This window comes from Hyphomonadaceae bacterium ML37 (assembly GCA_027627685.1).
Taxonomy (GTDB): domain Bacteria; phylum Pseudomonadota; class Alphaproteobacteria; order Caulobacterales; family Maricaulaceae; genus Oceanicaulis.
In genome coordinates this window covers 2161152-2183851 of the sequence record CP091241.1, presented here as the reverse complement: position 1 = coordinate 2183851, position 22700 = coordinate 2161152, and the positions used below count along the sequence as shown (strand labels likewise).

The window sequence follows — 22700 nt, the reverse complement described above, 5'->3', positions numbered from 1 at the left end:
CGCTTCGCGCGATTGGGATGCGACATCTTTGCTATCTGCGCGCCGTGGGCAGTCCGGCGGTATCGGCGCGGTCACAAGACTGTGATGCGCCATAGACGGGCGTGTCACAGCACGCTGCGGCGCTGCGGCGCTGCGGCTTGTCTCCCGCCTGCGGACGCCTATGCTCATTGGCATGATCGAACTGCTTCTCACCTTGGCCCAGGCCGACGCCGACCCGGTGATCCGGCTGGACACCGCGCCCGTGCGCCAGTCCCTGGACGAGCGGCTGGAGGCGCGTCTGGCGTCATTGCGCGAGGCGGCCACGCCCGCCGAGGCGGATGTCATCGCCGACGAGGTGCTGTCGCTCTGGCGCCAGCAGGCCGGCCCGGCCGCCGACCTCCTCCTGAGCCGGGCGGCAGACGCGGACGAGCGCGGCGACGACGCCACGGCGCAGCGCGCGCTGGACCATTTGCGCCGGCTGGAGCCCGACTTCGCGGAGGGCTGGGTGGCGTCGGCGCGGCTGGCGGCGGAGGCCGGCGACTGGAGCTTCGCGCTTGAAGCGCTCAGTGAGGCGGTGGAGCGCGAGCCGCGGCGCTTTGACGCCTGGGTCATGCTGGCTCAGGCGCTGGAGCGGGCCGATGCGCGCGCGGCGGCGCTGGAAGCCTATGAAGAAGCGCTGGCCATTCATCCCCACCATCACACCGCCGGCCCGGCCCGCGCCCGGCTGACGCGTGATCTGGCGGGGCGCGCCCTGTGAACCTGACAGAGATGAGCCTGCCTGCACCGGTGGTCATCGCAGCGGCATGCGTGGCGCTCCTCGCGCTGACCGTTCTGGGCGCCTGCGCCGCCGGCGCCGGGCGGACCGGCGAACTGGCCGAGCGATATCCACCAGACGGCCAGTTTATCACCGTGGATGGCGCGCGCCTGCATTATCACGTCACCGGCCCCGAGGGTGCGCCGGCGGTGCTGGCGCTTCATGGCGCGTCGGCCAATCTGCATGAGATCAAGACCGGGCTGGAGCCGGCGCTGGGCGCGTATCGTGTAATCTGGCTGGACCGCCCGGGCCTGGGCTGGAGCCAGCGTCCGGGCGGGTCCTGGAGCCCTGAGCGCGAGGCGGTGCTGATTGCGTCCTTCCTTGAAGCGCTGGACCAGCCGCCGGTGACCGTGATCGGTCATTCCTGGGGCGCGGCGATCACGCTGCGCCTGTTGATGGATCACCCTGACCGCACCGCCGGGGCAGTGCTGATCGCGCCCGCCATACGCGCCTGGGTCGGCGAGGCGGCGATGTATAATCGCGCCAGCACCTGGCCGGTGATCGGGCCGCTGATGACCCATGCCGTCATCCCCATCGTCGGGCCGGGCCAGCTGGAGAGCGGCGCGCGCAGCGCGTTCCAGCCTGAAACCATGCCGGAGGGCTATGTGGAGCGCACGCAGCTGCCATTGATCCTGCGCCCCGGCCCGTGGCGCGCGAATGCGGACGACATGGCCCGCGTGAACGAGCATCTGGCCGCCCAGGAAGAGCGCTATGACCAGATCACCCAGCCGGTGATCCTGATCGCCGGGCCTGATGACACGGTGGTGTTCACCCACCGCCACGCCGAGCCGGTGTCTGAAACCCTGCCCGCTGGCGAGCTGCGCCTCATTGAGGGCGCCGGACACAATCCCCATCACAGCGAGCGCGGGCGGGCTGCGGTGGCCGAGGCAGCGGGTGATGTACGGGCGCGTCTGCCATAGGGCGCATGGCGCGCTGACCGCGCGCTTGCCCTGACGGGCCGCCATGCCTATCCCCATCGCAACACCTGTTTGACCGAGACAAGGATACGGACCATGGCTGACTTCGCCGCCACCCCTGAACGAGACGAATCCGACGCCATCGGCGCCGCCGCCCGCGACCAGCTGAAAAGTTTCGTGGCGCGCATCGAGCGTCTGGAAGAGGAAAAGGCCGGCCTCGCCGCCGACATCAAGGAAGTCTACGCCGAGGCCAAGAGCTTTGGATTTGACACCAAGGTGCTGCGCAAGGTCATCTCTATCCGCAAGCAGGATCGCAATGAGCGCCAGGAGCAGGAAGCGCTTCTGGAGCTGTATCTGGGCGCTGTCGGCGAATTCTGATCCGCTGCACGCCCGGCGCGGAGGCGCCATGGCGCGCGACACGGACGACAAAGCTGCAGAGCGGGCGACGCGCAAGGCGCTCGCCCGTATCCGCCGGGCCCGCGATGCGGTGAGCCGCGCCATCGCTGAATCCGGCGATGCGGATGCGGCTGAGACCGCCCGGGCCGAACTGACCGACTGGGAAGACGAGTTCATGGCCTCGGTGGAGGCGCGTCTGAACGAATACGGGTCTGCCTTCGCCGATCCCGCCAAGGGCGCGCCGGGCGAGGCGCTCTCGCGCTTGCAGCTGGTCAAGCTGAAAGAGATCGAGGCCAAGGCCCGCGGCAAGCCGCGCGGCGGCTTCACCCAGAAGCGCTCCAGCTTTAGGTCAAAAACGCAGCCGACGCGCGCGCGCAGCCGCGACATTCACGAGGATGTGGACGCGCCGCCCCCCGCCCGGGAGGCGGCCGGACGATCACCCGACCCGTCACCGCCCCGACCACCCGCACCAGCGCCCGCCCCTGCAAAGGCGGCGCGTCCGGTGTTCAAGGTGATCAAGGGCGGGAAGGAGGAGTGACCCCCTTACGCCGGGCTCATCTCCAGTGAATTGAGCTCGATGAGCACGCCAAACCCGGCGCGGGTCTGCAGGCGCACGGGCAGGTGATGGCCATTGTCCAGCGGGGCCAGCCAGAGGGTCAGCGGGTGGCGCAAATCGCGAGGGCTGGGGCGCTGGCGGTCGGTATAGCCCGAAATCGGCTCGTAGAAGGCGTCGCACACAATGGCTTCGCCCTGCCAGGCGGGCGTGCGCACGTGTTCGCGCCCGCGCGCCTGCAGGCGCAGACTATAGCGGTGGCGGCCGTCAAACACGGGCAGGAGCCCTGAACATTCGCGCCGCCCGGTCATGGATTGGGACAGCATCAGCACCGCCGTCATGGGGTCGATGGCGCCCGCGCGGTCGGAGTCGGTGGCGGGCGGATCGCCCCAGGTGGAGAAATTGGGCACGGCGGTGGCGCGTGCGATGCGGTTGTCAAAGCTCATATCAATGCGCCGGTGCTTGCGCCCGGTGCGCTCGTCATGGGCATAGGAGACAGGCCGGGCGCGGCCGCGCGTGATGGCGCCGCTGACCTCGGAATCAATGCGCACATCGGTGAACAGGGCGGCCAGACCGGTCGCGACCGCCGTGGCGCTGGCGGTGTAGCTGTCCTGGCCCAGACGCGCGCTCAGCTCCACGCGCCCCACCGGTATGGCCAGCACGCTGCCCGAATAGCGCGCCGACAGCGTCATCGCCCCGGCGGGCGCGGCGGCCTGCGTGGCGTTGTCCGCCAAGCCGGGTGCAGTCAGGGCGGCGGCCGTCAGGATGACGGCGGCGAGGCGGGTGATCAGGCGCATGGGGGAGGCTCCGGCAGACGGGTGTGTCCTGCCTTCAGAAGAGCCAAGGCCTGGGGCGGATTTGAGGCGCAGGCGCGGCGAACCGCAGCCTGCGCCTCATCCGTCAGTCTCAGGCCTCGAACGCCGCGATCAGGCGGCGCAGATGGGCGCGGTGAGCGCGCGCCTCCGCCGACCCGAACAGATCGGGCAGCCAGGCCGGACCGACCCGGCCCTTGACGTCATTGATCGCCGCCAGCGCCGCCGAACGGCCCGCCGGCGAGAGGCCCGCTTCGCTGGTCAGCGCGATCAGGCGCTGCAGATAGGCCACCTGCAGGTTCTGGCGGTAGGTGTTGGGCTCGCCGCCCACGTCGGCTGCATACATGATGCGGGTCAGGTCGCGCATGTATTCGGCCGCGCTGTAGGTGCCGCCATAGCGCCGGGAATCCTGCAGGCGGTCGAGCACGTTGGGGTGGGTCAGATGAGCCAGTAGCGCCATCTGCTGACCGAAGGCCCGGCTGTGCAGCGACGGGTCCTCGTTCGTACCGAAGTGGTCAAAGAAGCGGCGCTGACGCTGCAGGCGGTCGGCATAGGCCTCCTCGATGGTGAAAGCCTCCGGACCGAACATGGCGGCCTCGAGCACGCGCAGGGCTTCTTTCTGCTTGGCTTCAGGCACCGGCACGAAGGGCCGCTCGGAGCCGGGCTGACCGACCACGGCCCGGTTGTTATAGACCCCGGCGATATGGCGCGTGGCCACGTTGGCCGCGCCGAAACGCTGGCCGGACAGGATCTGATAGCTGGTCAGCAGGCCCTGATAGGTCTCGCCCTCACGCTCGAACACCTCGGGCAAGGTGGCCAGCGTCTCATTGATGAGCTGGACACGCTCAGCGGCCCAGCCCACCGGATCGTCAGAGAGATCATTGATCATCACGCGCGGATCAATGCCGCCGCCGGGCGAGCGCATGTCGTCGGCGTCGTTGCCGAACGCCAGCTCCGACTCGGTGGAGCGGGCCAGGATGGCGGGCAGGGAGGCCTCGTCGGAGGTGTAGCCGTACTGGATCGCCCAGATGTCATAGGGGCCGGGCACGTCAAGGGACCACTGGCCCTGCTCCACGCCCGCCGGAGCGACGTTCAGCGCGGGATAATCCATGATCGAGTTTGTCACGGCCCGGCCGTCATGCAGGTCCGCCAGCGGCACGCCGGAGGTGGCGCGCATGTTGTGCATGAGGCCCAGCGTGTGGCCGATCTCGTGGATCACCAGATAGTGGAGCGACTGGCGCACCAGCTCGTCGACCTCCACCTCGGTGGCGCCGCGCGCTTGCAGGGTCGCCAGGGCGGCCTGGGTTTCGAACTGCAGGTGTTCGGCGAAATTGCACATTTCGCCTTCGGCGTGGTCGTGGACATGCGCCAGCTCGGGCTGGCCGGTCATCTCCGCCAGCATGTCTGCGGGCAGCCATTGGGTCAGGCCGGCCACGTCGAACAGCTCGGAGAAGCGGATGCGGTTCGTCAGGAACACGTATTCCAGCATGATGTCCGCGCCGATGATCTCACCGGTGCGCGGATTGGTGAAGCTCGGCCCGTAGCCGCCGAATGGCGGCGTGGGCGAGGACGTCCAGCGCAGGACATTGTAGCGGATATCGCCCGCGTCCCACTCGGCGTCATCGGGCTGGACTTCGACCTGGACAGCGTTGGAGAAGCCGGCGGCTTCGAACGCGATATTCCAGCTCAGCGCCGCCTCGCGAATGGTGTCGCGCAGCTCGTGGGGCGTGGTGTTCTCGATCCACCACACAATGGGCTCGACCGGGTCGGACAGTTCCGCGTCCGGGTCCTGTTTGACCAAGCGCCACCGATTGATCACGTCGTCAAACGGGGTGACTGTCGTGTCGGTGAGATTGGTGACGCGCTCGCCGAAATAGCCCACGCGGAAATCATCCTCGCGCGGCGTGAACCCGTCTTCGGGCATGGCGATGAAGGAGTGCTGCAGCTGAATGGCGATGGTGCGCGCGTCGGTGATTTCCGGCCCGCTGGCGCCCCGCGGCGTGTCATTGGTGAACACGTACTCCACGACCACATCCAGGTTCAGAGGATAGCCGCGCGCGTCCAGCACGCGGGTGCGGCCGCTGTCGAGCCGGCCGAGCTGGAACATGTTGGCGGCGGCCGGACCCGTGGGCGGGGTCGGCTTGATCTGGTGCATGTCTTCCGACTGCAGCAGACGGCCGGCATTGATCAGGTAGCGGGCGGAGGCGGGATCCTCAGACGCCTCGTCGCCTTCCGCCGTTTCGCCAGCCGGGGTCATGGCGACCACATCGACCACGGCGAGGAGGGCGCGGGTGATGTTGGCGTTGGCGGCGCGCGACAGCGCATTGTCCGGATCGACGGAGAAATTGGTGTTCACCGCCTCGATCTCGATCTTGCCGAAGCGGTGTTCGAAGGTGAGGATGCGGTTGGCGCGGAACTGGCCGCGGAAATGGCCCACGCGCGGCGCGCCGTTCTCGGTATAAGTGAAATAGATGATCTCCTCGCCGAGCTGATCGGCGGAGATCTCCATGAAGAGGTCACCGTTCTCGGTATTGCGGTAGAGAGGGAAGAGGCCGTCGATCTCTTCGATCGTCTCGTCTTCAAAAAACTCTTCGATGGTTTTGGTTTCAGCGAACGCCGCAGCGCTCATGAAAAGCGCAAGAAGCGCCGCCGCGGCCCAGCGGCCTGCCTGATTCAACATGGAATTTCCCTCCCCGGAATATGGTCAGCCTTTAAACTAGGCCAATGGACCGGCTACGGCCAAGCCTGAAGCAGCTTAATTATCGGTCACGTACGCGACAGGCGCGCCTCCCGGCCCGGTCAGCGCGGGGTGGGCGGTTCGGGCCGGGGAAATTCATAGATCACGATGAGATTGCCGTCCCAGTCGGTGAAGCCGAGCTCAATGCCCTGCCCGCGCTCACTGTCGGCCCGGCCCAATGCGCGCGGCTCAACGCGGTCCAGTCCCAGGGCGTCGATGGCCTCTACAATGGCCTCATACCGGCCATGGGCGTCGATGACGGCGGCCGCGCGGCGGATGCCGGTCAGCGGCTGAAGCTCGATGCCGGTCACTTCAATAAGGGCGAGGGTGCGCACCTGAACTGCGCCGCCGTCCAGCGTGGCGAACCGGATCGAGGCCTCGCGCGGGATATTGAACACCTCATAGGAATAGCTGTCGGGACCCGACTGCGTCAGCGAGTGCAGCTCAAATCCGAGAATGTCGCGATACAGCGTCAGCGCCCGGTCCATGTCCGACACGATGATGGCCTGACGCTTGAAGTAGGTCCCGTCATAGGGCGCGTCGCCGGCCGGCTCCTGCGCGGCGGCGCTGGTGCTGGCGAACAGGACGCTGAGGGCGGCGGCGAGGGCGGCAAGGGTGGACATGGCGGGTCTCCTCAAAAGCAGTGGATCGGCGGGCGTCCGGCGCCGTGCGCGGCTTGACCGGCCCGGAGCTGACCCCTAATTTGTCCGGACAACCCTATCAGACTGGAACTCGATGCGCAGCCTGCTTTTTGTCCCCGGATCGCGCCCTGACCGCATCGCCAAGGCGCTGGCCGCCGGGGCCGATGGCGTATGCATCGATCTGGAAGACGCGGTGCCCCCCGCCGGCAAGGACGAGGCGCGTCATGCCGTGATGGCGGCGCTGGCTGAGCCGCGCACGGGAGGCGCGCCGCGCCTGGGTTTCCGGATCAATTCCCCGCGCACGGCCGCCGGGCTGGCTGATCTGGCCGCCTATGCCCACGGCGAGGGCCGGGCCGATTTCCTGATGATTCCCAAAGTCTCTCACCGAGAGGAGCTGGTGATCATCGCCGAGGCGCTGGGCGGACCGGACGCGCCGCCGCTCTGGCCGGTGATCGAGAGCGCGGCAGGACTGAAACATGCCTACGAGATTGCGGGAGCGCCCGGCGTGGAGGGCGCGCTGTTTGGCGGCGCAGATTACGCGGCTGACCTGGCCATCACAATGGAGTGGGAGCCGCTATTGCATGCGCGCGGCGTGCTGGCCGCCGCCGCCGCTGCTTCGGGCGTGGAGCTGATGGACGTGCCCTGGCTGGACGTGGAGGACGAGGCGGGCCTCGCCGAAACCACAGCCCGCGCCAAGGCGCTGGGCTTTACCGGGCGCGCCTGCATCCATCCAAAACAGATCGCCGGCGTCGCCGCCGCCTTCACACCGGGCGAGGACGAGCTGGCCCGGGCGCGCGCCATTCTGGAGGCCTTTGCCAAGGCTGACGGCGGCGCGGCGTTGTTCAATGGCAAGCTGATCGAACTGCCGGTGATCCGGGCGGCGCGCCGCACGCTCGCCGCCGCACGGCAGGGATAAGGGGAAATTCGTGGTTCAGAACGTCAAGGAAATCGGTCCGCAGCGCTATCGCGAGACTTTCGGGCGCTATTTTGAGGATTTCATCGTCGGCGATATCTATGAGCATCGCCCGGCCAAGACGGTGACCGAGTACGACAATCACCTGTTCACGCTGATGACGATGAACACTCACCCGATGCATTTCGACGCAGAGTTCGCCAAGGGCTCGGAGTTCAAGCAGAATCTGGTGGTCAGCCCCTATACGCTGGCGATCCTGATCGGCATGAGCGTGACGGACGTGTCCCAGAAGGCCATCGCCAATCTGGGCATGGACGAGGTGAAGTTCACCGCGCCGGTCTTCGCCGGCGACACGATCTATGGCGAGAGCGAAGTGCTGGCCAAGCGCGAGAGCCAGTCGCGCCCCGGCCAGGGCATCGTCACGGTGCTGACCCGCGGCTTCAACCAGCGCGGCGAAATGGTCTGTACCTTCAAACGCAACATGCTCATCCCCGGCCGCGGCAATGCGGTCGAGGACAAGGTGGGCAATTACTAGGGCGCTATGCGCGCAAAACCTTAGGAGCCTCACATGGCTGCTGCCGAAACCTATCAGATGACCGATGCCGACGAGCGCCAGATGCTCGATGCCATTGCGAAATGGATCGAGAAGAAGGTCGCGCCGGTGGCGATGGACCTGGAGCATGCCGACGAGTGGCCCGCCGAACTCGTGGAGGACATGAAGGAGCTGGGCCTGTTCGGCGCGCTCATCGATCCTGAATATGGCGGGCTGGGCCTGTCAGCCACGACCTACTCCAAAATCGTCATGATGATCGCCGAGGAGTGGATGAGCCTGACCGGCATCTTCAACTCCCACCTCATGATGGCGCAGATTGTCCAGCGCTTCGGCACGGACCGGCAGAAGGAATACTGGCTGCCGAAATTCGCAACCGGCGAGCTGCGCGGCGGCCTCGGCTTGACCGAGCCGGATGCAGGCACCGATCTGCAGGCGATCCGCACCACGGCCCGCCTTGAGGGCGGCAAGTATATCGTCAACGGCGCCAAGACCTGGATATCCAACGCCATTAAAGGCCATGCCTGCGCGCTTCTGGTGAAGACCGACACCGGCGCCGAGCCCCGCTACAAGGGCATGAGCATGCTGATCGTCTCCAAGATCGATCCCGAGACCGGCGCGGCCCTGCCCGGCATCCGCAACGGCCAGAAGCTGGAAAAGCTTGGATACAAGGGCATCGATTCAGGCGAGTTCATCTTTGAGGACTATGCCTGCGACGCCGAACTGTCGCTGGTCGGCGGCGAGGAGGGGCAGGGCTTCTTCATGGCCACGGGCGGGCTCGAGATCGGGCGCATCAATATCGCCGCGCGCTCGGTGGGCATCGCCAAGCGGGCGCTGCGCGAAAGCGTCGCCTATTCACAGACCCGCAAGACCATGGGCAAGCCGATCTGCGAGCATCAGGCGATCCAGCTGAAACTCGGCGACATGGCCGCGCGCACCCGCGCCGCCGAGCTGCTGGTAGAGGACGCCGCGCGCGCCTACGACACCGGCGCGCGCATCGACATGGAAGCGGGCATGGCCAAGTATTTTGCCAGCGAAACCGCTGTGGAGGTCGCCACCGAAGCCATGCGCATCCATGGCGGCTATGGCTACTCGAAAGAGTACGTGATCGAGCGCCTCTACCGCGACGCGCCGCTGATGTGCATTGGCGAAGGCACCAACGAGCTGCAACGCATCATCATCGCCAAGCAGCTGATCAAGCGGAACCCGGTTTAGGGGGCGCTCCCCCCTCCGTCAGCTTCGCTGACACCTCCCCCGCAAGCGGGGGAGGAAAGATGTGAGCACCTGCGCAGGCGTCGACAGGAGACCCATGATGCACAAACCCCTCGACGGCCTGCGCATCCTGACGATCGAGCAATATGGGGCGGGACCCTATGGCACACAGCTTCTGGCCGGGCTGGGCGCGGAGGTGATCAAGATCGAGACCGCCGAGGGTGGCGACTCATCGCGCGCGGCGGGGCCGTACTTCCTGGGCGAGGATGACAGCCAGTTCTTCCAGACCTTCAACCGGGGCAAGAAATCGGTCTGCCTTGATCTCAAGCAGAACGATGACCGCGCCCTGTTCGAAGCGCTGGTGAAGGGCGCCGATGCGGTGGCCAATAATCTGCGCGGCGATCTGCCGGCCCGGCTGAAGGTGGACTATGCCGGCCTGAAAGCTATCAAGCCGGACATTGTGTGTGCGCATCTGTCGGCCTATGGCCGGGGCGGGGCGCGCGAGGCCTGGCCGGGCTATGATTATCTCATGCAGGCCGAGGCCGGGTTTCTGTCGCTGACCGGCGAACCCGACGGCCCGCCGGCGCGCTTTGGCCTGTCCATGGTCGATTTCATGACCGGCACCATGATGGCGCTGGGTCTGGTCTCGGCGGTGCTGGGCGCGCGGCGCTCAGGTCAGGGCTGTGATGTGGATGTGTCGCTGCTGGATACCGCCCTGCACCAGCTGTCCTATCCGGCGACCTGGTATCTCAATGAGGGCGCGGAGACCAAGCGCCTGGCGCGCTCGGCCCACCCGTCGGTGATGCCGAGCCAGCTCTTTCCCACCGAAGATGGCTGGCTGTTCCTGATGTGCCAGCTGCCCAAATTCTGGATCATGTTCTGCGAGGCCGTGGAGCGCGCCGATCTTGCCGCCGATCCGCGCTTTGCCGACACGACAGCCCGCGGCGACAACCGCGCGGCCCTGCAGGACGAGCTGGACGCGCTGTTCCGCACCCGGCCCACCGCCCACTGGGTGACGCTGCTGGGGGGCAAGGTCCCGGTGGCGCCGGTGTATTCCCTGTCGCAGGCGCTGGATGCGCCGGATGCGGCGGGTCTCATCGAAACGGTGGACCATCCCGATCGCCCGGACGGGCTGAAGCTCCTGCGCGAACCATTCCGCATCAATGGCGAACGGCCCAGCCAGGCGCGGGCGCCCAAGCTGGGGGAGCATTCGCAAGCGGTGCTTGGCCCGCTGAAAGCGGGATCAAAATTCGATTCTGAAGCGTGAAATTCCAGCCGGCAATATGATAGGCTGACGCCATGACCCTGGAAGAAGCTCACCCGCGCATCAGCGCCGACCCGGCCATCATGGTTGGCAAGCCGTGCATCAAAGGCACGCGCATGCCGGTCTATCTGATCGTGCGCGAGGTCGCCAAGGGCCGCACGGAGCCGGAGATTCTTGACTCCTACCCGTCGCTTTCACCTGGCGATGTGGCGGCTGCGCTGGCCTTCGCCGCGGACGTGATGGCTGGCGATGTCCTGTCTGCGGCCGAGTGAATGCGGTTCCTGATAGACGAATGCGTCCCGCGCGAGATCGCGAATGCGCTGGCGCGCGCAGGCCATGACGTCACATTCGTATCGCCTGATCACCGCGGCGCGGATGATTTTGAAGTCGCGAATCTCGCCATCCGGACGGCGCGCATCCTCGTCACCACAGACAACGGATTTGGCGATATCGCTTTTCGCCACGGGGTGCACCCGCCAGCGATCATCCTGTTGCGGACTCTGGATGAGGCGCTGATCGTCCAGGCCGTTGAGCAGCAGCAAGACACCCTGTTTGGCTGCCTGACCGTGATCACGCAACGCCAGGCGCGTAGCCGCAAATATGAGTGAGATTGCCCCCATGAAACTCTCCGGCCTCAAAGTTCTCGACCTCTCCGCCTTTTTGCCTGGTCCGCATCTGACCATGATGATGGCTGATCACGGCGCCGATGTGGTGATGATCGAGCCGGCCAACGGGACCGGCGAGCCGACGCGCGAGATCGGCTTGCGCCATGCTGACGGCGTCTCGGTCTGGTTTCGCAATATCGCGCGAGGCAAGCGCTCGCTGAAGCTGAACCTGAAAGACCCTGACGGGCAGGCGCTGCTGCATGCGCTCGCCCGCGAGGCCGATGTGGTGGTGGAGGCGTTCCGGCCCGGCGTCGCCCGGCGCCTGGCGGCGGACTATGAGACCCTGAGCGTGCTCAATCCGCGCCTTGTGTACTGCTCCATCTCCGCCTTCGGGCAGGAGGGCGGCTATGCGATGAAGCCCGCCCATGACCTGACGGTGCAGGCGCTGGCGGGGCTGGTGGATCTCAATCGCGGGCTGGAAGATGGCAAGCCGGCCAGCCCCAACATGCCGGTCGCCGACATGGCCGCCTCGCTGATGGCGCTGTCTGCGATCCTGATGGCGCTGTACCGCCGCCATGCGACGGGGCAAGGCGATTTCATTGATCTGGCCATGTATGATGCCTGCCTGGCCTGGACGCCCAATGTCACCGGGCCGGTCTTCGCCCAGGACGCCCGCCCGCCGGTGAAGGACATGCGCTCATTCGGCGGCGCGGCGATGTATCATGTCTATGAAACCATAGACGAAAAGCACCTGGTCCTGGGTGGATCAGAGATCAAGTTCGCCACAAATTTGCTGGAAGCGCTGGGGCGGCCCGATCTCGTCCACTATGCCCGCCTTGAGCCCGGACCGGATCAGGAGCCCCTGCGCGCCTTCTTCACCGAGACCTTCGCCAGCCGCACGCTGGCCGAATGGGAGGTCTTCCTCAAAGATGTCGATGTGTGCTGGGCGCCGGTGCGCACCCTCAAGGACGCGTTCGATGATCCCCATACCCGCGAGCGCGGGCTGGTCTTTGAGGACGCCGCCGGCAATCGCCATATCGGCCCGCCCATCCGCTTCGCCCGCGAGCCCGCCCGCCCCGATCCGGCGGCGCCGGGCTTTGGCGAGCATTCCCAATCGCTGGCCCGGGAAGCCGGGCTGGATGCACAGATGATCGACGCGATGAAGGCGCGCGGCGTGATCTGAGGGGCTTTTTCCGTGACAGCCGCCCGGGCCGAGCGGCGCACTTCGCCTCTGGCTCTGGCTAGACGGCGCCGCTAGGCTTGGTCTGGACAATTGTGATCCGCCAAAAGGCCCCCGTCATGACGAAGCCGGTCAATCTGCGTCAGTATCGCAAGGTCAGGGCGCGCGCTGACAAGGCGCGGGCGGCGGAGGTGAACCGCGTGGTGCACGGGACGCCCAAGGCGGTCCGGGATCTGGAGGCCGCGCGTCAGGAGCAGGCGGCGCGCCGGATCGAGGCGCACCGGCGCACGGGTGAGGGCGAGGCGGGCGGGCAGAGCGCCGATCCTCAGGCCACAGACGGAGTCGGTGAATAATGCTGCGCAAGCGCTCTGTGACGCTGGCCGGTCACGCCACCTCTCTGGCGTTGGAGGAGGATTTCTGGCGGGAGCTGGATGGGGCGGCGGCGGCCGATGGCGTGGCGCTGGCGCGTCTGATTGCAAGGATCGATGCAGACCGGGCGCAGGATGATCCGGACGCGCCATTGTCCAGCGCCTGCCGGGTGTGGGTGCTGCGGCGGGTGCTGGCGAGGAGTTCGGCCTAGCCTTGCGCGCGCCAGACTTCGCCGTCATCGGCCTCGCGCAGATTGACCCAGCGCCAGGCGCCCGTGTCGGCCAGAAGCGCGCCCAGCGCCTTGGCGTTCAGGCCATGGCCGGGACGGGTGGCGCGGTAAAGGCCCAGGATCGGCGCGCCGGCCAGATACAGATCGCCCAGCACGTCGAGCGCCTTGTGGCGCACGAATTCGTCAGCGAAGCGCAGGCCCTCGGGGTTTTCCACGCCGCTGTCTGTCAGCACGACCGAATTGTCCAGCGAGCTGCCGCGCGCCAGGCCGGCGCTCAGAAGCGCGCCCAGATCCCGGCGGAAGCCGAAGGTGCGCGCCGGCGCCACCAGGGTGCGGAAGTTTTCGCGTGTGACTTCGAAGGAAAACGCCTGGCGGCCGATCGTGGGGTCGGTGAAATCGATCTCGATATCGATGGTCTGTTTCAGGGCCGGCAGGAACTCGGCCTGGCGCGCGCCATCGTTCACCGAGACCGGGCGCAGCACCTGAATGGCGCGGCGCGGCGCGGCGCAGGTTTTCAGGCCCGCATGCAGCATCAGCTCCACAAAGGGCGCCGCCGAGCCATCCATGGCGGGCGCTTCGGGTCCGTCGAGCTCGATCAGCACATCGTCCACGCCCAGCCCCGCCAGGGCGGCCATGAGATGCTCCACCGTCGCCACCGAGGCGCCGGACTCATTGATCAAGGTGGTGCCCAGATCGGTGGAGCGCACATACTCGCGCCGCGCCGGGATGCGGGTGTCGTCCAGCGCAAGATCGGTGCGATCAAACACGATGCCGGATCCCACCGCGGCGGGTTTCATCACCATGCGCACACGGGCGCCGGTGTGAAGGCCTATGCCGGCGCAAACCGCCGGAGCAGCCAGTGTGGTGCGTTCCATCATCTCGTCTACCCGGTCAGTTCTGTCTTGCACGCCGCACGCATCCCCACGCGTGACCATCGGAGTGCAACACCCCTCATGAATGCCGCACTGTACGGCTCTGCTGCAACACAGCAATTAAAGGATTGTTGCACCATGTTACGCGAACCGGGGTCGGCCCCCGGCGGCGACGCCCTGAACGCTTCGCATGCAAAAAGGCCGCCGGGCGAACCCGGCGGCCTTAAAGATACTGATGGACGCAGCCGGTCGGCACGGTGTGCGCCTGGGCTCCGCCCAGCCCGTCAGCACTTGCCGAAGGATTCCGAATAGACTTGCTCGCCCGCCACGCTGACCGTGAGGCGTGCACCGGTGGGAATGCCGAATTTGGTGCAGATGTGGATACAAGCGTTGGCCACGGTGCCGTCCGGGAATTGCACGGGCAACGAGACGCAGTGATTTCCCAAGCCCAGCGGCAGCTGCACACAGACCTTTCCATCCTTGATGGTGACGCTGATGCAGCCGCCGGAGATGGAGATGTCTGACGTGGCGAACGACAAGGCGCTGCTGTTGGTCTCGCGTTCGTTGTGTGTTTTCGCCGCCGCGTCCAGGGCGTTCTGGATGCGTTTGGAGTCGAATGACGGAGTGTCGGCCATACTATAACCTCCCAATGCACGGTGCACAATTGCAACCATAGGAAGTTAGTCAGAGGCCGCGGCTGACCGCAACTAAAAAGTGTGCTCGGCGGTCGTGCATCAGCGTGCGGCCGCTCTGGCGGGTCCTGCCGGAACGAGTCAGGCCGCCGGACGGTTTCCGGCGGCCTGACTGTGTGCGTTGAGGGGGCGATTAAGCCTAGTTGGCCTGGCGGCGCAGGAAGGCGGGGATTTCCAGCTCACCCTCGTCCAAGGTTTCTCCGAACAGATCGCCGCGCGGCGCGGGCGCCGGCTGGACCTGACGCACGGTGTGGACGGCGGGGCGCGGAGCGGGCTGGGGCGCCGCCTGATGCGCCGGCTGGGCCTCGGCCGGGCGCGAGCTCAGCGGGTCCCGCTTGACCGGCGCCGGGGCCGCCTTCGGGCGCCGGCCGAACAGGGAGCGCAGGCCGCGCGGGGCGTCGGCTTCCTGGGCCGGAGCGGGGGCGGGGACGGCTTGACGCGGAGCGTTGACTTCGCGCGCCAGGCGCTCCTGGGCCTGGACAACAGCCGGCTTGGCGGCGGGCGCCTCGGGTACTTCGTCCCAGGCATGGGCTTCGTTGTAGTGGTCCTGAATGTCAGCCTCGGCGATGCCCTGCGCTTCCACATAGGCTGCGCCGGGCTCGACCGGTGCATGGGCCGCCGGGGCGGCCGGCGCGGCGCGCGGGGTTTCGTTCATCGCCACAGCGTCGGCGGCGCGGCGCACCAGCGGTTCGGCCTGGCGCTGGGGACGGGTCTCGCGGATTTTCCAGGCGGGAGTGACTTCAGCGGCGGCGCGCCGGCGCGGGTCGGCGGCCTGCAGCGCTTCGCCATCAATGCCGGTGGCGACCACAGACACGCGGATAATGCCTTCCAGCGCCTCGTCGAAGGTGGAGCCCACGATGATATTGGCGTCCTCGTCCACCTCGTCGCGGATGCGGTTGGCCGCTTCGTCAACTTCATACAGTGTCATGTCCATGCCGCCAGTGATGTTGATGAGCACGCCCTTGGCGCCTTTCATCGACACATCGTCGAGCAGCGGATTATTGATGGCGTTGTTCGCCGCCTCGATGGCGCGCTTATCGCCGGTGGCCTCGCCGGTGCCCATCATCGCCTTGCCCATCTCGTTCATCACAGTGCGCACGTCGGCGAAGTCCAGATTGATCAGGCCGGGCATGACCATCAGATCGGTGATGCCGCGCACGCCCGAATGCAGCACCTGGTCGGCCAGCGAGAACGCCTCGGCGAAGGTGGTCTTCTCGGTGGCGATGCGGAACAGGTTCTGGTTGGGAATGATGATCAGCGTATCGACATGCTGCTGCAGCCGCTCGATGCCCTCTTCGGCCAGGCGCATGCGGCGCGAGCCTTCGAACTGGAAGGGCTTGGTGACGACGCCCACAGTCAGAATGTTCTGCTCGCGCGCGGCGCGGGCGATCACCGGGGCGGCTCCGGTGCCGGTGCCGCCGCCCATGCCCGCGGTGATGAACACCATGTGCGCGCCCTGAAGCTGCTCGGTGATTTCCGCCAGTGAATCCTCAGCCGCCTGCTGACCGACTTCCGGACGCGCCCCTGCGCCCAGACCCTCGGTGATGGCGGCGCCCATCTGCACCCGGCGCTCGCAGCGCGAGCGGGCCAGCGCCTGGGCGTCGGTGTTGGCGACCACGAAATCCACACCCTCCAGCGAGGCGTCGATCATGTTGTTGACGGCGTTGCCGCCGGCGCCGCCGACGCCAAACACGAGGATGCGCGGCTTCAGCTCGGTGGTTTCGGGCGCGGACAGATTGAGGGGCATGGATCGGGGCTCCAGCGAGGATTTGGGGATTTAAGGCCTCATTATCCATCAACCATGCGCCGCGTTGTTTAATCGGGCGTTAAGCCAAGCCTGTGTGAAGACACGGATTTTGCGGAACGCTTCGGGAACGAAGCAGCGATTCGCGGGTTGGGCTGTAACAATGTGTCAAGCCTGCTCGATCCCGAACAGATCGGCCAGCGGCTTGAAAACCCCGCCATTCGGATCGGGGACCAGACCCGATGTCAGCCCGCCATCCACGCAGAAGCTTTGACCGGTCACAAAGCGGGCCGCGTCGCTGGCGAGATACAAAACGGCCTCGGCGATATCGCGGCCGGCGCCGGCGACCGGCAAGGGCTGCATCAACGCGCCCAGCGCCGCCATGCTGGCGGCCTTTGCTTCGCTGGTTTCCTGATCGAAGCCCAGAGCGCGCCCGAAAATCGCTGTGGCGATCAGGCCGGGCTGGATGGCGTTGACGCGCACGCCATCGGCGGCCAGGCGCACAGCGGCCAGGCGCGTCATGTGCAGCACAGCGGACTTGGCGATGGAGTAGAGGATGGGGCCGTAAGTGGTGCCTTCAGCCGCCACGGAACTGGTCGTGATGATGGCCCCGGATTTCTGCGCCCGCATGTGCGGCTCGGCGTGCTTGATGCCGTAGAGCGCGCTGGCCAGATGCAGCTGCATGACCCGGTTGAAGCTGGCCTCGTCGATGGAGGCGAAGCCCTCGTCGGGCTCGGCGGCGCCGGCGTTGTTGAACAGGATATCGATGCGCCCGAACGCCTCCACGGCGCGGTCGATCAGGGCTTTCACATCGGCTTCGCGCGTCACGTCGGCGTGCTGATAGAGGGCGTTGGGTGAGGATTGTGCGACGCTGGCGCCCAGCGCGTCCTGAATATCGCCGATGACGACCTGAGCGCCCTCGGCCAGAAACAGCTCCACCGTGGCGCGGCCAATGCCGCTGGCGCCGCCCGTGATCACCGCCGTCTTACCGCTCAGCCGTCCGCTCATCTTTTGCTCCTTCAGTCCTGATGCAGCGCGCAGGGGATCATGGCCGCGCGGGGCGGGCAAGGCGAAATGAACGCCGTTCACTTACGGCGATTATTCAGGCGGGACGAAGCGGTCCAGACCCGGCGGCGGGGCGAGGCCGGGGGAGGCGAAGGCGATCACCTTGAAAAGGGCGCCCATCTCCTCCGGCGCGCTCAGCCTAGCGGCCTGGCGCTCCAGCCGGGCGCGGCCCGACTTGTCCTGGGCTTTCGCCAGCAAGGCGGCGCGGACGTCCAGGCCCAGGCCTTTCAGGAACGGTCCCTGCTCGGCGGGTCCGAACACTTGCAGCCCGGCCCTGAGCCCCTCGCGGGCGAGCGCATCGAACGCGACCCAGGCGGTGAGGTCGGCGGTGCCCGGCGCGTCGAGCGGATCGACCTTCTCATGCCGGCGGATGGCTTGCAGCGTATCGCCATGGTCCGGCGCCACCGCGCCGTAGTCGATGAAGAGCGCATAGCCGGGATGATCGTTCAGGCGTTCGGCGACCGCGTCGATCACCGCCGCGTCAGCCGGGCGCAGCTCCACCAGCGACCCGTCTGGCAGATCGCGCAAGGTGTCCGGGATCAAGGCGAGGTCGGGCGCGCTGAGCGCCGCGCCGAGGACGAAGGCGAAACGCTCAGCCTCGTCCGGGTGCATCGCCACGCAGCGCTCGCGCCAGACGCCTTCATGCTTCACCGCCTGACGGATGGGCAGGCAGTCGAGAAATTCATTGGCCAGCAGAAGTGTCGGTCCGGGGCGCACGGCTTCCAGACGCGGCGCCCAGCGGATCGGGACGGGCGCGCCGGCCAGCGTGCGTCCCTGCACCATTTTCAGCGCCGGGCTGACCTCCACCAGCGTGGCTTCGGCCGCCTCGATCAGGCCCGGCGCGGCGCGCAGCACTCGCGCCACATCGCTCATCATGCGTCCCGTGCCGGGGCCGAGCTCGATGAGCTGGACCGGGTCGGGTTCGCCCATCTGGCTCCAGCACTCCACCGCCCACAGCCCGATCAGCTCGCCGAACATCTGGCTGATTTCCGGCGCAGTAATGAAGTCGTTATGAGCCCCCAACGGATCTTTGGTGGCGTAAAAGCCGGCCATGGGGTCAAACAGCGCTTCCATCATATAGGCGCTGACCAGCAGGGGGCCTTCGCTGGCGATGCGGTCGCGCAGGCGCGCGGCAAGCGCTTCAGCGGGGCGAAAATCCTCGGTCATGTCGGGTGCGGATCAGGCCTTGGCTGCGGGTTGGCTGCGGGCGCGCCACACCAGCCAGGCGCCTGCCAGGATCATCGGGATACACAACAGCATGCCCATGGTGACATAGCCCTGCAGGGCTTCGGGCATCTGCCGGTCGGGCTCGCGCACCAGCTCCACGCTGCCGCGGAAAACGCCATAGCCGATCAGGAAGGCGCCTGTGATCAGGCCGGGCCTGGCCAGCGCGCGGAAGCGCCAGACCAGAATCGTCAAGATGGTCAGCAGCACCGCGCCTTCCAGGAAGGCCTCGTAAAGCTGGCTGGGATGGCGCGCCAGGCAGAGTGGGTCGGCGGCGAACGTCATGGCCCAGGGCAGGTCCGGCGCCGGCCGGCCCCACAGCTCGCCATTGATGAAATTGGCCAGGCGCCCCAGCAACAGCCCGATGGGCGTGGCCAGCGCCACCGCGTCAGCGACGCGCAACAGCGGCGCTCCGTGGGCGCGGGCGGTGAAATACATCGCCAGCGCCACGCCGATCAGCCCGCCGTGGAAGCTCATCCCGCCATCGGTGATGCCGGTCACCACGCGCAGCGGCTCCTCCCAGATCATGCTGGTCTGGTAGAAGAGCACAAAGCCGATGCGCCCGCCGGCGATCACGCCGACCATCACCCACAAGAGCAGGTCCTCGACAAACTTGGTGTCGAAGGGCGCGACTTGCGTCCGGGGCGTCGTCCCCCAGAGGGCGGGGCGTTTGGTCACGTGCAGCACCAGCGCATAGCCCAGGAACAGCCCGGCGATATAGGCCAGCGCGTACCAGCGCAGCTCGAACCAGCCAATGGAGAACAGCACCGGATTGATGAGGTCGAAGCTGGATTGGCAGGGCTGCATGGACGGGCTCCGGGCGGGTGTCTGGATCGAATGCGGCGCCGCGCGCGTTGCACAAAGGTAGGGCGAGCGCCTATATACGCCTTCATAGCAGAGCAGGTGGTGATGTCATGCAATCTCGCAGTCCCTTGTTCGCCGATTTCGCCGATCTGATGACGGACGCGTTCAGCGCCGCCCAGGCCGCCGGAGAAGAGGCGCGCGCGGTGTTCCGCGCCCAGGCCGAACGCATGGCGTCCGAGCTGGATCTGGTCACGCGCGACGAGGTGGAAAGCCTGCGCGCCCAGAGCGATGCGGCGCTGGCCGAAATCGAATCACTCAAAGCTCGCCTGGCGGCTCTGGAAGCCGCAAGCGCCCCCAAACCCGCCGCCCGCAAGCCGGCGGCGAAACCCACTGCGGCGAAAAAGCCCAAATAAGAAAACGTCTTGCATCCAGACTCAAATGCGCTGTTGCGCGCGCGTCCGGCGGCGGCTTACCGTCAGTCTATGCGCCGGCCCGCCGCATTCGAGTCGCGCGTTGCAAGGGGAGAGGACCGGCATGGATCTCAATACCCAGGAAGTCTCGGGCGTGTTCGACCCGCTCGAATCCATCGAACAGGCCGTCGTGGCCGAGCAATATCCCTATGAGCGCGACGAGCTGGAACTGCACATGGCGGTGCCCGGCGCCTGGCGCGATCATCAGATCTGGTTCGCCTACCGCCCGGAACTGGACGTCATCCATATCTGCGCCAGCCTGGAGCTGAAAGCGCCGGACCATCGCCTGCGCGAAGTGTGCGAGCTGATCACGCGGCTCAATGAGCGGCTGTGGGTCGGCCATTTCGATGTGTGGAGCGATGATGGTTCGATTGTCTTTCGTCACGCCCTGACCCTGCCGGACCTGGACCAGGTGTCTGAAGCGCAGGCGGCGGCGCTGATCGTGGCGGCCAAGGAGGCCGGCGAGCGGCTCTATCCGGCTTTCCACTATCTATTGTGGAGCGGGAAGACCCCGGCCGAAGCGGTCGCGGCGGCCATGTTTGATACGGTCGGGGAAGCCTGAACCGATATGTCAGACACAACAGGACTTATCGCGCTGGTCGGCGCCGGCCGAATGGGTGCGGCTCTGGCGGCGGGCTGGCTGAAAAAATCGCGCAACCGGGTCGAGCCCGAGCGGATCGTGTTCATCGATCCCAACTTGAGCGACGCCGCGCGCGCGCTGGCTGACGCCCATGGCGTGCGCTGCGAGCCGGCGCTGACGCCGGCGCTGGCCCGGCAGGTCAGCGATATCGTGATCGCGGTCAAACCGGGGATGGTCACCGAAGTGCTCGCCCCGCTCAAAGATCAATTGCCCGAGGACGCGCTGGTGGTGTCCATCGCGGCCGGTGTGACACTGCGCACGCTGGGCCGCGCTTTGCCGGGCCGTCCGGCCGTGCGCGCCATGCCCAACACGCCCGGCGCCATCGGCAAGGGCGTGTCGGTGTGCGCCGCCAACGAGGCGGGCGACGGCCCTGACGAGCGCGGGCGCACCGAAATGCTGCTGAAACCGGCTGGTCCGGTGGAGTGGGTGGATGATGAGCGCCTGATGGATGTGGTCACGGCCGTATCCGGGTCGGGCCCCGCTTATGTCTTCCTGTTCTGCGAAGCGCTGGCCGCCGCGGCTGAAGCCGAGGGCCTTCCGCGCGAGCTGGCCCAGCGCCTGGCCGTGCACACAGTGGCGGGCTCGGGCGCGCTGCTGACCAGCGGCCAGGGCGACGCCAGCGAGCTGCGCCGCACGGTGACCTCGCCCGGCGGCACCACCCAGGCCGGCCTCGACGCCCTGATGGGCGGGTCCGGCCTGCCGGGCCTGGTGCGCAACGCGGTGGCCGCGGCTGCACGGCGTTCGCGTCAGCTGGGGTCGGATTCCAACTAGGGTCAAGGCAAACGACCAAAACGCCGCAGCGGCGCCCCGCCGCGCTTCGCGCAGGGCGGTAACGCGCTATGCTGGCGCCATGGCCGCTGATTCCCGATACCGGTTTTACGAGTTCTTCTGCGGCGGCGGGATGGCGCGGCTGGGGCTGGGGCGTCATTGGCGGTGTCATTTCGCCAATGATATCGATCCGGCCAAGCTCGCGGCCTATCAGGCTAATTTCGGCGCGGACGTTTTGCGCCCCGGCGATGTGGGCGATGTGGCGCCGGACGAATTGCCAGGCTCCGCCGATCTGGCCTGGGCGAGCTTTCCCTGTCAGGATTTGTCGCTGGCCGGCCCGCGCGGCGGGCTGAAGGCGGCGCGCTCGGGCGTGTTCTACAGCTTCTGGCGCCTGATGGAGGCGCTGCAGGGCGAGGGCCGGGCGCCGCGCCTGATCGGGCTGGAGAATGTGCCGGGGCTTTTGACCTGTTCGGGCGGGGCGGATTTTACGGCGCTGTGCGAGGCGCTGGATGCGGGCGGATACCGCTTCGGGGCGGTCGAGATTGATGCGCGCTGGTTCACCCCGCAATCGCGCCCGCGCCTGTTCGTACTGGCGCTGCGCAAGGACATACCCATCCCGTCTGATCTGGCGCTGGCGAGCGAGCCAGATCACCTCTCTCCCTTCCTGACCGGCGCGGTGCGCCGGGCGGCGGCGCGCCTGCCGGAGCATCTGAAAGCCAGCTGGGTGTGGTGGGCCTTGCCCGTGCCGCCGCGCCCCAATGCGGCGCTGATTGATGTGCTGGAGCCTGCGCGCGCTACGCCGTGGCACAGCCCGGAAGAGACGCGCCGTCTGATCGCCATGATGAGCGCGCCGTCGCGGGCGCGTCTGGCGGAAGCGCGCAAGGGCCCGGGCCCCGCGGCGGGCGCGCTGTACCGGCGCATGCGGGTGGAAAATGGCGTGAAGGTGCAGCGCGCCGAAGTGCGCTTTGACGGGCTGGCGGGCTGTCTGCGCACGCCCGGCGGCGGGTCGTCGCGCCAGTTCGTGGTGTGGGTCAAAAACGGCAAGGTGCGCACCCGTCCCATGACCGCGCGCGAATACGCCCGTCTGATGGGCCTGCCCGAGGATTACCGCCTGCCCGCGCGCGACAACGCGGCGCTGCATTTGGCGGGCGATGGCGTGTCGGTGGACGCGGTGGCCTTCCTGCGCGAGAACCTGTTCGAGCCGGTGCTCGACCACACGCGCGCCGACGTGCTGGCGGCGGAGTAGGGCT

The 22700-nt window shown here is 67.2% G+C and carries 26 protein-coding genes; 17 read left to right on the top strand and 9 right to left on the bottom strand.

Going from position 1 to position 22700, the window contains the following annotated elements; genetic code table 11:
- Positions 1 to 172 precede the first annotated feature (172 nt).
- The 4 genes from L2D01_10790 to L2D01_10775 all read left to right on the top strand — a co-directional run bounded on the left by L2D01_10790 (position 173) and on the right by L2D01_10775 (position 2644).
- Positions 173 to 736, top strand: a complete 564-nt coding sequence (locus L2D01_10790; GenBank protein WBQ09383.1) for a hypothetical protein — start codon at positions 173 to 175, stop codon at positions 734 to 736.
- Positions 733 to 1713, top strand: a complete 981-nt coding sequence (locus L2D01_10785) for an alpha/beta hydrolase (protein ID WBQ09382.1) — start codon at positions 733 to 735, stop codon at positions 1711 to 1713. The genes L2D01_10790 and L2D01_10785 overlap by 4 nt, the downstream gene beginning before the upstream one ends.
- Positions 1714 to 1806: 93 nt before the next feature.
- On the top strand, positions 1807 to 2088 hold the full coding sequence (locus L2D01_10780) for a DUF2312 domain-containing protein (protein ID WBQ09381.1): 282 nt from the start codon (positions 1807 to 1809) through the stop codon (positions 2086 to 2088).
- A gap of 28 nt (positions 2089 to 2116) precedes the next feature.
- Complete coding sequence (locus tag L2D01_10775) at positions 2117 to 2644, top strand: hypothetical protein (GenBank protein ID WBQ09380.1); 528 nt, start codon at positions 2117 to 2119, stop codon at positions 2642 to 2644.
- Between the two features lie 5 nt (positions 2645 to 2649).
- Here the strand turns inward: L2D01_10775 and L2D01_10770 are convergent, their stop codons facing one another.
- The 3 genes from L2D01_10770 to L2D01_10760 form a co-directional block, all read right to left on the bottom strand.
- Positions 2650 to 3456, bottom strand: coding sequence for a DUF3108 domain-containing protein (locus L2D01_10770; protein WBQ09379.1), 807 nt, complete (start codon positions 3454 to 3456; stop codon positions 2650 to 2652).
- 109 nt (positions 3457 to 3565) lie between these two features.
- Positions 3566 to 6151 (bottom strand): zinc-dependent metalloprotease, encoded by a 2586-nt coding sequence (locus L2D01_10765; protein WBQ09378.1) that lies wholly within the window; start codon positions 6149 to 6151, stop codon positions 3566 to 3568.
- A gap of 119 nt (positions 6152 to 6270) precedes the next feature.
- Complete coding sequence (locus tag L2D01_10760) at positions 6271 to 6831, bottom strand: VOC family protein (GenBank protein WBQ09377.1); 561 nt, start codon at positions 6829 to 6831, stop codon at positions 6271 to 6273.
- A gap of 112 nt (positions 6832 to 6943) precedes the next feature.
- Between L2D01_10760 and L2D01_10755 the strand changes: the two genes are divergently transcribed.
- The 9 genes from L2D01_10755 (at position 6944) to L2D01_10715 (ending at position 13153) form a co-directional block, all read left to right on the top strand.
- Positions 6944 to 7765 (top strand): CoA ester lyase, encoded by an 822-nt coding sequence (locus L2D01_10755; GenBank protein WBQ09376.1) that lies wholly within the window; start codon positions 6944 to 6946, stop codon positions 7763 to 7765.
- Positions 7766 to 7775: 10 nt separating this feature from the next.
- Complete coding sequence (locus L2D01_10750; protein ID WBQ09375.1) at positions 7776 to 8297, top strand: MaoC family dehydratase; 522 nt, start codon at positions 7776 to 7778, stop codon at positions 8295 to 8297.
- Between the two features lie 33 nt (positions 8298 to 8330).
- Positions 8331 to 9527, top strand: a complete 1197-nt coding sequence (locus tag L2D01_10745) for an acyl-CoA dehydrogenase family protein (protein ID WBQ09374.1) — start codon at positions 8331 to 8333, stop codon at positions 9525 to 9527.
- Between the two features lie 94 nt (positions 9528 to 9621).
- Positions 9622 to 10791: a CoA transferase gene (locus tag L2D01_10740; protein WBQ09373.1), complete on the top strand. Its 1170-nt coding sequence runs from the start codon at positions 9622 to 9624 to the stop codon at positions 10789 to 10791.
- Between the two features lie 32 nt (positions 10792 to 10823).
- Positions 10824 to 11060, top strand: a complete 237-nt coding sequence (locus L2D01_10735) for a DUF433 domain-containing protein (protein WBQ09372.1) — start codon at positions 10824 to 10826, stop codon at positions 11058 to 11060.
- Positions 11061 to 11396: a DUF5615 family PIN-like protein gene (locus tag L2D01_10730; protein ID WBQ09371.1), complete on the top strand. Its 336-nt coding sequence runs from the start codon at positions 11061 to 11063 to the stop codon at positions 11394 to 11396.
- A 10-nt stretch (positions 11397 to 11406) separates the two neighbouring features.
- Positions 11407 to 12576, top strand: coding sequence for a CoA transferase (locus L2D01_10725; GenBank protein WBQ09370.1), 1170 nt, complete (start codon positions 11407 to 11409; stop codon positions 12574 to 12576).
- Between the two features lie 116 nt (positions 12577 to 12692).
- Positions 12693 to 12926, top strand: coding sequence for a DUF4169 family protein (locus L2D01_10720; GenBank protein ID WBQ09369.1), 234 nt, complete (start codon positions 12693 to 12695; stop codon positions 12924 to 12926).
- Entirely contained in the window at positions 12926 to 13153 is a 228-nt protein-coding gene (locus L2D01_10715) for a ribbon-helix-helix domain-containing protein (GenBank protein WBQ09368.1), read from the top strand. The genes L2D01_10720 and L2D01_10715 overlap by 1 nt, the downstream gene beginning before the upstream one ends.
- Here L2D01_10715 and lpxC read toward each other — a convergent pair.
- The 6 genes from lpxC to lgt all read right to left on the bottom strand — a co-directional run bounded on the left by lpxC (position 13150) and on the right by lgt (position 19575).
- Positions 13150 to 14079, bottom strand: coding sequence for a UDP-3-O-acyl-N-acetylglucosamine deacetylase (gene lpxC / locus L2D01_10710; protein ID WBQ09367.1), 930 nt, complete (start codon positions 14077 to 14079; stop codon positions 13150 to 13152). The two genes, L2D01_10715 and lpxC, sit on opposite strands and share 4 nt — an antisense overlap.
- A 248-nt stretch (positions 14080 to 14327) precedes the next feature.
- Positions 14328 to 14678, bottom strand: a complete 351-nt coding sequence (locus tag L2D01_10705) for a hypothetical protein (protein WBQ09366.1) — start codon at positions 14676 to 14678, stop codon at positions 14328 to 14330.
- 196 nt (positions 14679 to 14874) lie between these two features.
- Entirely contained in the window at positions 14875 to 16482 is a 1608-nt protein-coding gene (gene ftsZ, locus L2D01_10700) for a cell division protein FtsZ (GenBank protein WBQ09365.1), read from the bottom strand.
- A 165-nt stretch (positions 16483 to 16647) separates the two neighbouring features.
- Positions 16648 to 17487, bottom strand: coding sequence for an SDR family oxidoreductase (locus L2D01_10695; GenBank protein WBQ09364.1), 840 nt, complete (start codon positions 17485 to 17487; stop codon positions 16648 to 16650).
- 90 nt (positions 17488 to 17577) lie between these two features.
- Positions 17578 to 18711: an SAM-dependent methyltransferase gene (locus L2D01_10690; GenBank protein WBQ09363.1), complete on the bottom strand. Its 1134-nt coding sequence runs from the start codon at positions 18709 to 18711 to the stop codon at positions 17578 to 17580.
- Between the two features lie 12 nt (positions 18712 to 18723).
- Entirely contained in the window at positions 18724 to 19575 is an 852-nt protein-coding gene (gene lgt / locus L2D01_10685) for a prolipoprotein diacylglyceryl transferase (GenBank protein WBQ09362.1), read from the bottom strand.
- A gap of 107 nt (positions 19576 to 19682) precedes the next feature.
- Here lgt and L2D01_10680 point away from each other — a divergent pair, with 107 nt between their 5' ends.
- The 4 genes from L2D01_10680 (at position 19683) to L2D01_10665 (ending at position 22696) form a co-directional block, all read left to right on the top strand.
- Positions 19683 to 19985, top strand: coding sequence for an accessory factor UbiK family protein (locus L2D01_10680; protein WBQ09361.1), 303 nt, complete (start codon positions 19683 to 19685; stop codon positions 19983 to 19985).
- Between the two features lie 121 nt (positions 19986 to 20106).
- Positions 20107 to 20604 (top strand): YbjN domain-containing protein, encoded by a 498-nt coding sequence (locus L2D01_10675; protein ID WBQ09360.1) that lies wholly within the window; start codon positions 20107 to 20109, stop codon positions 20602 to 20604.
- A gap of 6 nt (positions 20605 to 20610) precedes the next feature.
- Positions 20611 to 21453, top strand: coding sequence for a pyrroline-5-carboxylate reductase (gene proC, locus L2D01_10670; GenBank protein WBQ09359.1), 843 nt, complete (start codon positions 20611 to 20613; stop codon positions 21451 to 21453).
- Positions 21454 to 21532: 79 nt separating this feature from the next.
- Positions 21533 to 22696, top strand: a complete 1164-nt coding sequence (locus L2D01_10665) for a DNA cytosine methyltransferase (protein ID WBQ09358.1) — start codon at positions 21533 to 21535, stop codon at positions 22694 to 22696.
- Positions 22697 to 22700 lie beyond the last annotated feature (4 nt).